13 protein-coding genes are annotated in these 14,474 nt (G+C 61.7%); 10 read left to right on the forward strand and 3 right to left on the reverse strand.

Going from position 1 to position 14,474, the window contains the following annotated elements; all coding sequences use genetic code 11:
• Positions 1-190 precede the first annotated feature (190 nt).
• Entirely contained in the window at positions 191-931 is a 741-nt protein-coding gene (gene dnaQ, locus K1X80_RS15180; protein WP_162947798.1) for a DNA polymerase III subunit epsilon, read from the reverse strand.
• 202 nt (positions 932-1,133) lie between these two features.
• On the opposite strand from dnaQ, the gene K1X80_RS15185 reads away from it, so the two are divergent.
• Positions 1,134-1,439 (forward strand): DUF2388 domain-containing protein, encoded by a 306-nt coding sequence (locus tag K1X80_RS15185; protein WP_128592986.1) that lies wholly within the window; start codon positions 1,134-1,136, stop codon positions 1,437-1,439.
• Positions 1,440-1,494: 55 nt separating this feature from the next.
• On the opposite strand, the gene rnhA is transcribed toward K1X80_RS15185, so the two are convergent.
• Together rnhA and K1X80_RS15195 are read right to left on the reverse strand one after the other, a co-directional pair.
• Positions 1,495-1,947, reverse strand: a complete 453-nt coding sequence (gene rnhA, locus K1X80_RS15190; protein WP_057436798.1) for a ribonuclease HI — start codon at positions 1,945-1,947, stop codon at positions 1,495-1,497.
• Positions 1,948-2,031: 84 nt separating this feature from the next.
• A complete protein-coding gene (locus K1X80_RS15195; protein ID WP_057436800.1) occupies positions 2,032-2,790 on the reverse strand; it encodes a class I SAM-dependent methyltransferase in 759 nt (252 codons plus the stop codon).
• Positions 2,791-2,855: 65 nt separating this feature from the next.
• On the opposite strand from K1X80_RS15195, the gene gloB reads away from it, so the two are divergent.
• The 9 genes from gloB (at position 2,856) to K1X80_RS15240 (ending at position 14,347) form a co-directional block, all read left to right on the forward strand.
• Positions 2,856-3,623, forward strand: a complete 768-nt coding sequence (gene gloB / locus K1X80_RS15200) for a hydroxyacylglutathione hydrolase (RefSeq protein WP_057959397.1) — start codon at positions 2,856-2,858, stop codon at positions 3,621-3,623.
• A 98-nt stretch (positions 3,624-3,721) separates the two neighbouring features.
• Positions 3,722-5,134 carry a lytic transglycosylase domain-containing protein gene (locus K1X80_RS15205; RefSeq protein ID WP_057959396.1) on the forward strand — a complete coding sequence of 471 codons (1,413 nt, stop codon included), beginning with the start codon at positions 3,722-3,724 and terminating at the stop codon, positions 5,132-5,134.
• A 168-nt stretch (positions 5,135-5,302) separates the two neighbouring features.
• The gene (locus K1X80_RS15210) at positions 5,303-7,132 is read left to right on the forward strand and encodes an extracellular solute-binding protein (RefSeq protein ID WP_057959395.1); all 1,830 of its coding nucleotides are present in this window, start codon (positions 5,303-5,305) and stop codon (positions 7,130-7,132) included.
• Positions 7,129-8,967, forward strand: a complete 1,839-nt coding sequence (locus K1X80_RS15215; RefSeq protein ID WP_169989824.1) for an extracellular solute-binding protein — start codon at positions 7,129-7,131, stop codon at positions 8,965-8,967. Before K1X80_RS15210 ends, K1X80_RS15215 begins: the two co-directional genes overlap by 4 nt.
• A 1-nt stretch (position 8,968) precedes the next feature.
• Positions 8,969-10,042 carry a microcin C ABC transporter permease YejB gene (locus K1X80_RS15220; RefSeq protein ID WP_057436807.1) on the forward strand — a complete coding sequence of 358 codons (1,074 nt, stop codon included), beginning with the start codon at positions 8,969-8,971 and terminating at the stop codon, positions 10,040-10,042.
• Between the two features lies 1 nt (position 10,043).
• Positions 10,044-11,063 (forward strand): ABC transporter permease, encoded by a 1,020-nt coding sequence (locus K1X80_RS15225; RefSeq protein WP_057436809.1) that lies wholly within the window; start codon positions 10,044-10,046, stop codon positions 11,061-11,063.
• A 1-nt stretch (position 11,064) separates the two neighbouring features.
• Positions 11,065-12,675, forward strand: a complete 1,611-nt coding sequence (locus K1X80_RS15230; RefSeq protein WP_057959392.1) for an ABC transporter ATP-binding protein — start codon at positions 11,065-11,067, stop codon at positions 12,673-12,675.
• Positions 12,676-12,851: 176 nt separating this feature from the next.
• Positions 12,852-13,382, forward strand: a complete 531-nt coding sequence (locus K1X80_RS15235; RefSeq protein WP_115128320.1) for a sigma-70 family RNA polymerase sigma factor — start codon at positions 12,852-12,854, stop codon at positions 13,380-13,382.
• The gene (locus K1X80_RS15240; RefSeq protein ID WP_220172260.1) at positions 13,379-14,347 is read left to right on the forward strand and encodes a FecR domain-containing protein; all 969 of its coding nucleotides are present in this window, start codon (positions 13,379-13,381) and stop codon (positions 14,345-14,347) included. Before K1X80_RS15235 ends, K1X80_RS15240 begins: the two co-directional genes overlap by 4 nt.
• Positions 14,348-14,474: the final 127 nt, after the last annotated feature.

Below are 14,474 nucleotides of genomic sequence, written 5' to 3' on the forward strand. Positions count from 1 at the left end.
TACTCAGGGTAGAAGCTGGCAGCGAATGTCGCGAATGAAGATTTCGAAGCCTATACAGAACCAATGTGGGAGCGGGCTTGCCCGCGATGGCGGTGGATCAGTAACAGCTGCACTGGCTGTCAAACCGTAATCGCGGGCAAGCCCGCTCCCACACAAGCCTGCTCCGACATGTTTAGACCGCGCCGGGCGACTAGTGTTGGGTCAACTGGGTCCACAACGCCGGCGCCCCCGCCGACTTGGCGATGGCTTCCAGGCGTGCCGCGTGCTCGGCCATGTCCTGCTCGCTGGCGCGGATGATGGTCGTGGGCTTGCGGTCCGCCGGCAGGCGACGGATTTCCGAAGGTCGGTTGCCCGAGCCTTCGGCCGAACCGTTGCCATCGGAGGCGTTGCCGGCCAGGGACAGGCTGGTCTGCCCGCCCGTCATGGTCAGGTAGACGTCCGCCAGAATCTCGGAGTCGAGCAAGGCGCCGTGCAGTTCACGGCCGGAGTTGTCGACGCCATAGCGTTTGCACAAGGCGTCGAGGCTGTTGCGCTGGCCCGGGTGGCGCTCACGGGCCATCATCAGGGTGTCGAGGATCGAGCAGTGACGGGTGATGTCCGCCCGATCCGTCTGGCCCATCAGCGCGAATTCGTTGTTGATGAAACCCACGTCGAACGCCGCGTTGTGGATGATCAACTGCGCGCCGTTGATGAACTCGAAAAACTCATCGGCAACTTCCGCAAAGCGCGGCTTGCCCACCAGGAATTCGTTGGTGATGCCGTGGACGCCAATGGCGCCTTCGTCACTTTCTCGGTCCGGTTGCAGGTACACGTGGAAATGCCGGCCGGTAAGGCGGCGGCCCATCAACTCGACACAGCCGATTTCAATGATCCGGTGACCATCGGTCACCGGCATGCCGGTGGTTTCGGTATCGAGTACAACGGATCGGATGGCCATCAGGGTTCAGCTCTCAACGGTGTGTGTATTTCAAGGGGCGGGATATTAGCACGCTCTGTAACCGGAGCGCCCCCTGGAGGAACGCCGCGAGCCCTCGCCCAACAGTTTTTTACAAGGTTTAGCAAAGCCTGCGCAGTTTGCTATCACACGCCTTGTTAGCCTGCGCCGCTCCTTACAGATGCGTAAAAATCTACCCATGCTCAAGCCAAACTATCTGCTCGCCCTGTGCCTGATGGGCGCTGCCCATACCCAGGCCACCAGCTTTGTGATGACCACCGACGCCCTGGTCAGCCTGTCGATGAGTGCCACCAAGGGCACCAGCAGCAACTTCAAGGATGACAAGATCGTACTGGCGGCCAAGGACGATGCCGCGGCGTTTGTTGCCAGCCACGGCGAGATACGGGGTGTCCAGCTGGAGTCGGCATTGCAGCACATTCGCCGCACCTTGCCGGCGTTACGCGATACGGACGAGCAACTCGCCCGGGGGATTCTGGCGTTGTGATTTCAGCGATTGCCAGATCCAGGACCGCGCCAGCCAACAAGGGCTATGGGGAACCTCAGCTCTGCTTGTAACCGCGCACGTCATCCACGCCACGATTGGCCAATTGGTCGGCCCGCTCGTTGCCCGGGTGGCCGATATGCCCGCGCACCCATTTCCAGGTGATGTTATGGCGGTTGCACTGTTCATCCAGCAACTGCCATAGGTCGGCGTTCTTTACCGGCTCCTTGGCTGCGGTTTTCCAACCGCGCTTTTTCCAGTTGACCATCCATTCGTTGATGCCTTTCATGACGTACTGCGAGTCCGTCACCAGCAGCACGTCGCAACGGCGCTTGAGCTCCTCCAGGCCGCGAATGGCGCCCATCAGCTCCATGCGGTTGTTGGTGGTGTTGGGTTCGCCGCCCCACAACTCCTTCTCCACGCCCTTGCACACCAGCAAGGCGCCCCAGCCGCCCGGACCAGGATTGCCCTTGCAGGCGCCGTCGGTAAAGAGTTCTACGCTATCGGTCATTACGCTATCCATCAAAGCGGGTTGCCGGTAATCGACCGACAGCTCCCGAGGTCGCACACGACGACCTGAATGCCAAAAAGTGAGTTATTGCTCGCTGGAGCGACGGTTGACCTTGGCCAGGGGCATTGGCACCAGTTTGCCGATGGGCTCGCGCCGGACCTGGCTCACCGGTCGCAGGCCGACCACGATCTTACGGGCTACCAGCAGGTAGAAACCGCCCCCGGACAACTGCCAGGCCCCGGCACGGCGCTCCCAACCGGCCAACCGGCCCTGCCACTTGGGCGAAGCAAGCGGCGGACGATAGCACCCGAAGCGACGTTTCTCCAGCGCGAAGCCCAGCAGGTTCAACCAGTCGCTGACCCGCGAGGGCGAGATGCAGCGCGCCTGGCGCAGCGCATCATGGGCGAAGACATGCCGCAGGCCCCAGGAGCTCCAGGGGTTGATGCCGACGATCAACAGATGGCCACCCGGGCGCACCGCGCTGGCCGCTTCACGCAGCAAGCCATGGGGCGACAGGCAGAAATCCAGGCCATGCTGCATCACCACCACATCGGCGGCGTGCTCGCTCAAAGGCCAGGCCTGTTCTTCGCAGACAATCTCGACCCCCGGCAACGGCGCGCCCAGGCGCACATTGCGCTGCACCTGGGGCGCGGGCGGCGGGGTTTGTGCCGAAGGGCCGTAGTGCACCAGGTAGCCGCCAAAGAAGCGCTCAAGCTCTTCTTCGAGCATAAGCCGCTCCTGTTCCAGCAGAAATTGCCCGATCGGCCCGGACAGCCACTCACGGGCTGCGCTGATCAACGCCAGCCACTCGGGATCGGCCTGGGCGAACGCTTTATCAGTCATTGCATTCTCCAACTCGCCAAGACGTTCTAAGATGCACCAATGTGTTCAGCTTGGCGAATAGAAGAATGATACAGATCAGTGCCCTGCCCGCCTTCACCGATAACTACATCTGGTTGTTACAGGACCATCGCAGCCATCGTTGTGCCGTGGTCGATCCGGGCGATGCCGCGCCTGTCATGGCGTGGCTTGCGCAACATCCGGACTGGACCCTCGGCGACATCCTGATTACCCACCACCACAATGACCACGTGGGCGGTGTAGAGCAGCTCAAGCAAGCCACAGGCGCCAAGGTCTATGGCCCGGCCAGCGAAAAAATCCCGGCCCGTGACGTCGCGCTCAACGATAACGACCGGATCGAGGTGCTGGGCTGGGGCTTCGACGTGCTCGCCGTGCCGGGACACACCCTGGGACATATAGCCTTTTATCATCATGGCTTGCTGTTCTGCGGCGACACCCTGTTCGCCGCCGGTTGTGGGCGTTTGTTCGAAGGCACGCCGCAACAGATGTACAACTCCCTGGAGCGCCTGGCCGCGCTGCCGGCCGACACACTGGTCTACTGCACCCACGAGTACACCCAAAGCAACCTGCGCTTTGCCCAGGCCGTGGAACCGCACAACGCCGATATCGCCGAACGGGTGGCTAAAGTCAGCCAACTTCGGGCAGCCGGCAAGATGACGGTGCCCTCGACCCTGGCCCTGGAAAAACTCACCAACCCGTTTTTGCGCACCGCTGAAACATCCGTTAAACAAAAAGCGGACGAGTGGGGGAACCGCGATAACCGCGCCGGGAGCGAGGTTTTTGCTAGCTTGCGAGCGTGGAAAGACACGTTCTAAGCAGACAGGTTCTGATACGAAATTTCTGAATGGTTGACCGGAACCCAAGCGCTTTCTAGAATCGCCCGACATTTTTGCCCGGAACTAACTTCCAGCCAATGTCGTCATCTATTCGTAAGTCCAACCATTCAGACGCATTGACCCGCCTGGCTCAAGCCATTGCGGTGGCCGTATCCGCAACTCTGGCGGGCTGCCAAACCACTCATTTCGCTGCACAATCCACCGTGCAACCCAAACCCGTACTCACAGCCAAGATCAAGCAAAAACCCCTTTGGCTCTCAGAGAAGCCAAGCCCGCAGGTACCCCAGGATGTCTGGGAGCGCATGCGCCAGGGGTTCCAACTGCAGGACGGTGTCGGCGTCAACCCGCGTATCGAGCAACAGCGCCTGTGGTTCGCCAGCAACCCGTCCTTCCTGGAGAACGCCAGCGAACGCGGCAGCCTCTATATTCACTACATCGTCGAACGCCTTGAAGAACGCAACATGCCCCTGGAACTGGCACTGCTGCCAGTGATTGAAAGTGCCTACAACCCAATGGCCTATTCACGCAGCGATGCGGTCGGCCTGTGGCAATTCATTCCCTCCACCGGGCGCTACTTCAACCTGCGCCAGACCCGTGCCTACGACGGCCGTCGCGACATCACCGCCTCCACCACCGCCGCCCTGGACTATCTGACACGTCTGCATGACATGTTCAACGGCGACTGGCTGCTGGCCCTGGCGGCCTATAACGCGGGTGAAGGCACCGTCAGCCGGGCCATCGAGCGCAACGAGAAGCTCGGCCTGCCCACCGACTACTGGAACCTGCCACTGCCCCAGGAAACCAAGGACTACGTGCCCAAGTTCCTGGCGCTGTCCCAGGTGGTGCTGGCCCCCGAGGCCTACGGCGTCAACCTGAACCCGATTGCCAACACGCCATACTTCGAAATGGTCGAAGTCAAGCAAAGCATGGACCTGTCCCGGGTCGCCGCGCTGGCCGAGATCGACGAAGACGAACTGTTCCAGCTCAACCCGGCCTTCAAGCAACGCACCACCCTGGACGGTCCCCAGCATTTGTTGGTGCCCACCTCCAAGGCGCAGTTACTGGCCAGTAGCCTGTCCTCGATGAACCCCGAGGAATTGTTGAGCCTGCGCCCGAAAAAGCCGGTGTTTGACGAAGTCGAGCACAAGGCCGTGGCCGGGCGCTCGCGCAGCTATAAGGTCAAGAGCGGCGACAACCTGACGCTGATTGCCAAGGCCAACAAGGTCAACGTGCATGACCTGCAGCGCTGGAACAAGCTCAATGGCCAGGCCTTGAAGGTCGGCCAGACCCTGGTGATGCAGGACACCCGTAAACTGGTGGCCAAGGCTCGCGGCAAGAAGCCGGTGCAATACAAGGTCAAGAAAGGTGACTCGCTGTACTTGGTTGCCAAGCGCTTCAACGTCGAGATGCAACATCTCAAGCGTTGGAACCCTCGCACTGGCCAGGCCTTGAAGCCGGGGCAGATGCTGGTGGTCTCCGGGCCAAGATAAACCGAGTGCACGCAGGCCTGTATGGGAGCCAGCTCCCATATCTGCCCTGCGTACCGCTCAAGATCCCTCCGAGCCTGAAAATGGCCTTTTCAACAGTCTTTTTCCAAGTGGAACAAGCTGTTACTGTACCGATCATAAAGCCCAAGCCGCCCGGATCGGATCTCTGACTTGAAGCGTCCCCTCCTTCTACTAATAAGTCTGGCCTTGAGCTTTTGTGCGAATGCGACCATTACCGAGAACCACGGTTATGCGCAGTTCGGTACGCTCAAGTACCCGGCCAAATTCACCCACTTCGATTGGGTAAACCCCGCAGCGCCCAAGGGCGGCACCTTGCGGGTCATGGCATTTGGCACGTTTGATACCCTCAACCCCTATACCTTCAAGGGCTCCAGCCCAGTCTCAACCGCCAATTTCCTGCAATACGGCGTCAATGAGCTCAACGAGCCGCTGATGGTCGGCACCGGCCAGTACGCCCCGTCCGGCGACGAGCCCACGTCCAGTTATGGCCTGATTGCCCAATCTGTGGAGTACAGCGAGGACCGCAGTTGGGTGGTGTTCAACCTGCGCCCGCAAGCGCGTTTCCATGACGGCAAGCCCATTACCGCCGACGACGTGGCGTTTTCCTACCGCACGTTGCTGACCGAAGGCCATCCGCAATACCGCACCAACCTGCAGGAAGTGGCCCGGGTGGATGTACTCAACCCCCATCGCATCCGCTTCGTGTTCAAGCGCGCCGGCAACCCGTTGTTGATCCTGCGCCTGGGTGAGTTGCCGGTGCTGCCTCAGCACTACTGGAAAAACCGCGACTTCAAGGCCACCACCTTCGAGCCACCGCTGGGCAGCGGGCCCTATCGCATCAGCCAGGTCCAACCGGGCCGGCAATTGGTGTTCGAGCGGGTCAAGGACTATTGGGGCAAAGACCTGCCGGTCAATCGCGGGTTCTACAACTACGACAAGGTCGAGGTGGAGTTCTATCGCGACAGCGACGTGGCCTTCGAGGCATTCAAGGCCGGCGAATTCGACATTTATATCGAACACCAGGCCAAAAACTGGGCCAATGGCTACAACTTCCCGGCGGTGAACCGTGGCGAAGTCATCAAGGCGCAGATTGCCCACCAGGTTCCGACCCAGAGCCAGGGCCTGTTCATGAACAGCCGGCGCGCCACTTTCAGCCAGGCCAAGGTGCGCGAAGCGCTGGGGTTGATGTTCGATTTCGAGTGGACCAACCGCACCCTGTTCAGCGGCGCCTATAAACGCACCCTGAGCTACTACCCCAACAGCGAATTCGCAGCCAGCGGCCTGCCGGTGGGTCATGAATGGCTGATGCTCTCACCCTATCGCGACCGACTACCGGCCAATCTGTTTACCCAGGCCTTCAGCCTGCCGCAGACCGACGGGCGCGGCATCCCCCGGGAAACCTTGCGTCGTGCCCTCGGCCTGCTGGCCGAAGGTGGCTGGACACTCTCTGGCCAGCGCCTGCTCGACAGCAATGGCCAGCCGCTGCGTTTCGAAATCCTGCTGGTCAACCCGAACCTGGAGCGCATCCTGCAACCTTACGTCGAAAACCTGCGCAGCATCGGCATCGATGCCCGCCTGCGTACGGTAGACCGCGCGCAGTACAAGCAGCGCCTCGATCAGTTTGATTTCGACATGATCCTGATGACCCTCAACCAGACCTTGAGCCCTGGCCTTGAGCAGTGGCAGTACTTCCACTCCAGCCAGGCCGCGATCAAAGGCAGCAAGAACTACGCGGGCATCGCCAACCCGGTGGTCGACCACCTGCTGGAGCAACTGCTCGCCGCGCAGACCCGCGACCAACAAGTCGCCGCCGGCCGGGCTTTGGACCGGGTCCTGCTGTGGCAGCACTACAGTATTCCCAATTGGTATCTCAACTATCATCGCCTGGCGTACCGTAACCGGTTCGCCTTCGTCACCACGCCGCCCTACAGCCTGGGCCTGAGAGCGTGGTGGCTGAAAGCTTCGGAGAAACCCCAATGATGCCTTTGCGTACTGCGATTATCAGTGGCCTGTTGTTTTGCGCCCAGGCCGTTGCTGCCCCACAACATGCCCTGACCCTGTATGACGAGCCGCCCAAGTACCCGGCCAATTTCAAGCATGTCGACTACGTCAACCCGGATGCGCCCAAAGGCGGCACCTTTCGCGAAGCAGCCATGGGCAGCTTCGACAGCCTCAATCCGTTTATCAGCAAGGGCGTGCCCGCCGATAACATCACCCTGGTCTACGACACCCTGGCCCAGCAGGGCCTGGACGAGCCCATCACTGAATATGGCCTGATCGCCGGCAAGATCGAAAAGGCCCCGGATAACAGCTGGGTACGCTTCTACCTGCGGCCCGAAGCGCGCTTCCACGATGGCCATCCGGTGCATGCCGAAGATGTGGTGTTCACCTTTGAAACCCTGATCACCCAGGGCAGCCCGATCTACCGCACCTACTACGCCGACGTCGCCGAAGTGATCGCCGAAGACCCGTTGCGCGTGCTGTTCAAGTTCAAGCACACCAGCAACCGCGAACTGCCGTTGATCCTCGGCCAATTGCCAGTGTTGCCCAAACACTGGTGGGCCGGGCGTGACTTTGCCAAGAGCAGCCTGGAGATCCCCCTGGGCAGCGGCCCGTACAAAGTGGCCGAGGTCAAGCCAGGGCGCTCGATCCGCTACGAGCGGGTCAAGGATTACTGGGGCAAGGACCTGCCCGTCAACAAGGGCCTGTACAACTTCGATTACCGCATCAGCGATTACTACCGCGACAGCACCGTGGCCCTAGAGGCGCTCAAGGCCGGGCAGTTCGATTACTGGCAGGAAATGACGGCCAAGAACTGGGCCAACGCCTACAACGTCCCGGCCGTGGCCGAGGGCCGGCTGATCAAGGAAGAACTGCCGAACGGCAATCCCACCGGGATGCAGGGTTTTGTGTTCAATATCCGCAAGCCGATGTTCCAGGACGTGCGGGTGCGCAAGGCGATCAGCCTGTTGATGGACTTCGAATGGACTAACAAGCAACTGTTCAACGGCGCCTATACCCGTACCCGCAGCTATTTCGAGAACTCGGACATGGCCGCCACCGGCCTGCCCAGCCCTGCCGAACTGGCGATTCTCGAACCGCTGCGCGGCAGGATCCCTGACGAAGCCTTCACCCAGGCCTTCGCCCCGGCAAAAACCGATGCCAGCGGCATGATCCGCACCCAGCAGCGCGAAGCCTACCAACTGTTGCAAGAGGCCGGCTGGCGCATTGTTGACGACAAGATGGTCGACACCACCGGCAAGCCGGTGAGCATCGAGTTCATGCTGGCCCAGACCGACTTCGAGCGCATCCTGCTGCCGTTCAAGCGCAACCTGGCGGACCTGGGCATCGAACTGGTGATCCGCCGGGTCGATGTCTCGCAATACGTCAACCGCGTGCGCTCGCGGGACTTCGACATGATGGTCGGCAGCTTTCCGCAGTCCTCTTCACCGGGTAACGAGCAGCGTGAGTTCTGGCAATCGAGCAGTGCCGACAAGCCCGGCAGCCGCAACTACATCGGCCTCAAGGACCCGGCCATCGACGAATTGGTGGAACAATTGATCAACGCCGACTCGCGTAACAGCCTGGTGGCCCACGCCAAGGCCCTGGACCGGGTCTTGCAGTTTGGCTACTACGTGATCCCCAACTGGCATATCAAGACCTACCGCGTGGCCTATTGGAATCACCTTGGCCACCCTAAAGTCCCGCCGCGCTATGACGTGGGCATTGCCACTTGGTGGATCAAGCCCGATCAGGCCCCGGCCGTGACGCCGCAACCCCAGACCACGGCCGATCCGGCGAGCGGAGGCGACTGACATGCTGGCTTATATTTTTCGCAGGTTGCTGCTGATCATCCCCACGCTGTTCGGCATTTTGCTGATCAACTTTGTGATTATCCAGGCCGCCCCCGGCGGCCCGGTGGAACAAATGATCGCCAAGCTCGAAGGCTTTGAAGGTGCTACCAGCCGCATCGCCGGTGGCGGTGCCGAAGTCTCGGTGGCCGGCTCCAGCTACCGCGGGGCCCAGGGCCTGGACCCGACGCTGATCAAGGAAATCGAGAAGATGTACGGCTTCGACAAGTCGGCGCCGGAACGCTTGTGGATCATGGTCAAGAACTACGCCCAGCTGGACTTTGGCGACAGCTTCTTTCGCGACGCCAAGGTCATCGACCTGATCAAGGAGAAAATGCCGGTGTCCATCTCCCTCGGGTTATGGAGCACCCTGATCATGTACCTGGTCTCGATCCCCCTCGGGATCGCCAAGGCCACTCGCCATGGCAGCCACTTTGACGTGTGGACCAGTTCGGCAATCATCGTCGGCTATGCGATCCCGGCGTTCCTGTTTGCCATTCTGTTGATCGTGGTGTTTGCCGGCGGCAGTTATTTTGACTGGTTCCCGTTGCGAGGCCTGACCTCCAACAACTTTGACGAACTGAGCTGGGGCGGCAAGATCCTCGACTACTTCTGGCACCTGGCGCTGCCGGTCACGGCCCTGGTCATCGGTAACTTCGCCACCATGACCCTGCTGACCAAAAACAGCTTTCTCGACGAGATCAACAAGCAGTACGTGATCACCGCCAAGGCCAAGGGCCTGACCAATCACCGGGTGCTCTACGGCCATGTGTTCCGCAACGCCATGCTGCTGGTGATCGCCGGGTTCCCTTCAGCGTTTATCGGCATCTTTTTTACCGGCTCGCTGCTAGTCGAAGTGATCTTCTCCCTCGACGGCCTGGGCCTGATGAGCTTTGAAGCGGCGATCAACCGCGATTACCCGGTGGTGTTCGGCACGCTGTTTATCTTCACCCTGCTGGGCCTGGTGGTGAAACTGATCGGTGATTTGACCTACACCCTGGTCGACCCGCGTATCGACTTCGAAAGCCGGGAGCATTGAGATGACGCTATCCCCCCTCAATCGCCGCCGCTTCGAGCGTTTCAAGGCCAATAAACGTGGCTGGTGGTCGCTGTGGCTGTTCCTGATCCTGTTTGGCCTGAGCCTGGGCGCCGAGTTGATCGCCAATGACAAGCCGTTGGCAGTGCATTACGACGGCGACTGGTACTTCCCGGCGCTCAAGCGCTACCCGGAAACCACCTTCGGCGGCGAATTCCCCCTGGAAGCCAACTACAAAAGCCCGTACATCCGCGAACTGCTCAAGGCCAAGGATGCCTGGACGCTCTGGGCACCGATCCCCTACAGCTACCAGAGCATCAACTACGACCTGAAAGTCCCGGCACCGGCGCCGCCCTCGGCGGACAACCTGCTGGGCACCGACGACCAGGGCCGCGACGTGCTGGCGCGGGTGATCTATGGCTTTCGGGTCTCGGTGCTTTTTGCCCTGACCCTCACGGTGTTGAGCTCGATCATCGGTGTGGCGGCCGGGGCCCTGCAGGGTTTTTATGGCGGCTGGGTCGACCTGGCCGGCCAGCGGTTCCTGGAAATCTGGTCGGGGTTGCCGGTGCTGTACCTGCTGATCATCCTCGCCAGCTTTGTACAGCCGAACTTCTGGTGGCTGCTGGGGATTATGTTGCTGTTTTCCTGGATGAGCCTGGTGGACGTGGTGCGCGCCGAGTTCCTGCGCGGCCGTAACCTGGAATACGTGCGCGCGGCCCGGGCCCTGGGCATGCAGAACGGCGCGATCATGTTCCGCCATATCCTGCCCAATGCCATGGTCTCGACCATGACCTTTATGCCCTTCATCCTCACCGGCGCGATTGGCACCCTCACCGCCCTGGACTTCCTGGGCTTCGGCCTGCCCGCCGGGTCGCCGTCCCTGGGCGAGTTGGTGGCCCAGGGCAAATCCAACCTGCAGGCGCCATGGCTGGGCATCAGTGCCTTTGCGGTGCTGGCGATCATGTTGAGTTTGCTGGTGTTTATCGGCGAGTCCGCTCGCGATGCCTTCGACCCGAGGAAATGAGATGAATCAGGACAATCTGATCGAAGTCCGCGACCTCAGCGTCGAGTTCGTCACCGGCGAGCAGCATCAGCGCGTGGTGGAAAATATCAGCTTCGATATCCGCCGCGGTGAAACCCTGGCCCTGGTCGGCGAAAGCGGCTCCGGCAAGTCGGTGACCGCCCACTCGATTCTGCGCCTGCTGCCCTACCCCCTGGCGCGGCATCCGTCCGGCACGATCAAGTATGCCGGGCAGGATCTGCTGACCCTGAAAGAAAAGCCCCTGCGCCAGATTCGCGGCAACCGCATTGCGATGATCTTCCAGGAGCCGATGACCTCGCTGAACCCGCTGCACTCCATCGAAAAGCAGATCAACGAAGTGCTGGGCCTGCACAAGGGCCTGACCGGCAAGGCTGCGACCCTGCGCACCCTGGAACTGCTGGACCTGGTGGGCATCCCCGAACCGCACAAGCGCCTCAAGGCCTTGCCCCATGAGTTGTCCGGCGGCCAGCGTCAGCGGGTGATGATCGCCATGGCCCTGGCCAACGAGCCGGAACTGCTGATCGCCGACGAGCCGACCACGGCCCTGGACGTGACCGTGCAGTTGAAGATCCTCGAACTGCTCAAGGAGTTGCAGGCGCGCCTGGGCATGGCGCTGTTGCTGATCAGCCATGACTTGAACCTGGTGCGGCGCATTGCCCACCGCGTGTGTGTGATGCAGCGCGGTTGCATTGTCGAGCAGGCGTCCTGCGAAGAACTGTTTCGCTCCCCGCAGCATCCGTACACCCAGGAACTGCTGGCCGCCGAGCCCAGTGGCGGTCCGGCGAGCAACGCGGTTGGCCCACCACTGCTGGAAGTCGACGACCTGAAAGTCTGGTTCCCGATCAAAAAAGGCTTCCTGCGCAATACCGTCGATTACGTCAAGGCGGTGAACGGCATCCACTTCAGCCTGCCCCAGGGCCAGACCCTGGGCATTGTCGGCGAAAGCGGCTCGGGCAAATCCACCCTGGGCCTGGCGATCCTGCGGTTGATCGGCAGCAAGGGCGGGATCCGTTTTGAGGGCCAGCAACTGGACCAACTCACCCAGCAACAGGTGCGGCCATTGCGCCGGGAAATGCAGGTGGTGTTCCAGGACCCGTTTGGCAGCCTGAGCCCGCGTATGTGCGTCAGCGAGATCGTTGGCGAAGGTTTGCGCATCCACAAGATCGGCACCGCGGCCGAGCAGGAAGCAGCGATTATCGCCGCGCTCAAGGAGGTGGGGCTCGACCCGCAGACCCGCCACCGCTACCCCCACGAATTCTCCGGAGGTCAACGCCAGCGCATCGCCATTGCCCGCGCCCTGGTGCTCAAGCCACGCCTGATCCTGCTGGATGAACCCACCTCGGCCCTGGACCGCACGGTGCAGCGCCAGGTGGTGGAACTGCTGCGTAACCTGCAGGCCAAGTACAACCTGACCTACCTGTTTATCAGCCATGACCTGGCGGTGGTCAAAGCCCTGAGCCATCAGTTGATGGTGGTCAAACAGGGGCAAGTGGTGGAACAGGGGGATGCCAAGACCATCTTCGCCGATCCCCAGCATGCCTATACCCGGCAGCTGCTGGAGGCCGCGTTTCTGGTGCCAACCTCACGTAGCTGATCTTGAGTTTAGGCCGGAGACGCCTTGTGGGAGCTGGCTTGCCTGCTCCCACATTTGATCTGTGCAGCTCTGCAGGCAAAGCCTTTCGCAAAAGCAAACCAATATCATTTGCGCTGCCCGCAGGCCTTTGCTTTAATCGCGACCAATTCCTATTCACGTCGTGGCGCCAGCGCCGGTTGGATATTGTGTCGACTTCCCCCGCTTCCTTCAGTCAGCTCTACGGCAGCCACCACTCCTGGCTGCTGGGCCTGTTGCGCCGGCGCCTGAGCAACCGCTGGGATGCCGCCGACCTGGCGCAAGACACCTTTATCCGCGTGCTCAAGCGCCCGCCTGACCAGGCTGACGCCGTGCGCGAGCGCTCGTACCTGGCGACCATCGCCCGTGGCCTGTGCATCGACCATTGGCGCCGCCGCCAACTGGAGCAGGCCTGGCTGCAAAGCCTCGCCGACCGCCCACAGGCGGTGCAGCCATCGCCGGAGCAGCGGGCGATCATTGTCGAAACCCTGTACGAGGTCGATGCCATGCTCGCGCGCCTGCCGCGCAAGGTCAGCGACGCCTTCCTGCTGGCGCAACTGCATGGCCTGACTTACAAGCAAATCGCCCTGCAGTTGGGGGTCTGTGAGCGCATGGTGAAAAAATACATGGCCCAGGCGCTGTTGCACTGCGCGGTGCTGGAAGCCGAACTCGACGGGTTGCTGGTGGAATGAACCCCAGCGGAAAACTCAGCCACGCCAGCCTGCAGCAGGCAGCCCAATGGTATGTGCGCCTACAGGACCCGCAAGACGGCAGCCAGGCACAACAGCATTGGCAGACATGGCTGGGGCAGAACCCCGAGCATCAGGCTGCCTGGCGCTATGTCGAGCGCGTCAGCCAACGCTTCGCGCCGCTGACCGACGAGCCCATCGGCGCCGGCCGCGCCCTGCGCAGCACGCGGCGGCAAACCCTCAAGACATTATTGGTACTGTGCGCCGGTTCGACCTTGGCCTGGGGCACCTGGCGCGGCACTGCCCTGCCCCGGGTGATCGGCGGCTGGAGCGCCGACTACGCCACGGCCAGCGGCGAGATCCGCGACGCATTGCTCGCCGACGGCACACATATCTGGCTCAACGCCCTGAGCGCCATGGATGTACGCTTCGATGCGCAGCAGCGCCTGCTGCACCTGCGTTTTGGCGAAGTGTTGATCGACACCGCCAAGGACCTCCAGCGGCCGTTCCTGGTCGACACCGCGCACGGCCACCTGCGTGCCCTGGGTACGCGCTTCAGTGTGCTGCACAGCGAAGACAGCACCACCCTGAATGTCTTCGACGGCCGGGTAGAAGTGCGCACCGCCGACGGCCAGCAGATACGCATTATCGAGTCCGGGCAACAGGCGGTGTTCGGTCGGCATACGATCCGCAGCACAGTGCCCGCATCCGCCACCCGCGAGGCCTGGAGCCGCGGCGTGCTATTGGCCGACAACCTGCCCCTGGGCCAATTGATCGGTGAACTGAACCGCTACCGGCCCGGCCACCTCGGTTGTGATCCGGCCGTGGCCCATCTGCCAGTGATGGGCTCGTTCCCGCTCAAGGACAGCGAGCATGCGTTGCGGCTGCTGGAGGCGGCATTGCCGATCCAGGTGGACAGAGTGCTGCCGTGGTGGGTCAGCGTGGGGCCCAAAACACACGCTACCTAACGCCAACCAACCGGGCTGTTGTGGCGAGCGGGCTTGCCCGCGTTGGGTCGCGTAGCGGCCCCAAAAGATGGGACTGCTGCGCAGTCCAACGCGGGCAAGCCCGCTCGCCACAACAGGCCTGGCTCAA

The sequence above is a fragment of the Pseudomonas sp. So3.2b genome (assembly GCF_019464415.1).
In the GTDB taxonomy this organism is placed as follows: Bacteria; Pseudomonadota; Gammaproteobacteria; order Pseudomonadales; family Pseudomonadaceae; genus Aquipseudomonas; species Aquipseudomonas shahriarae.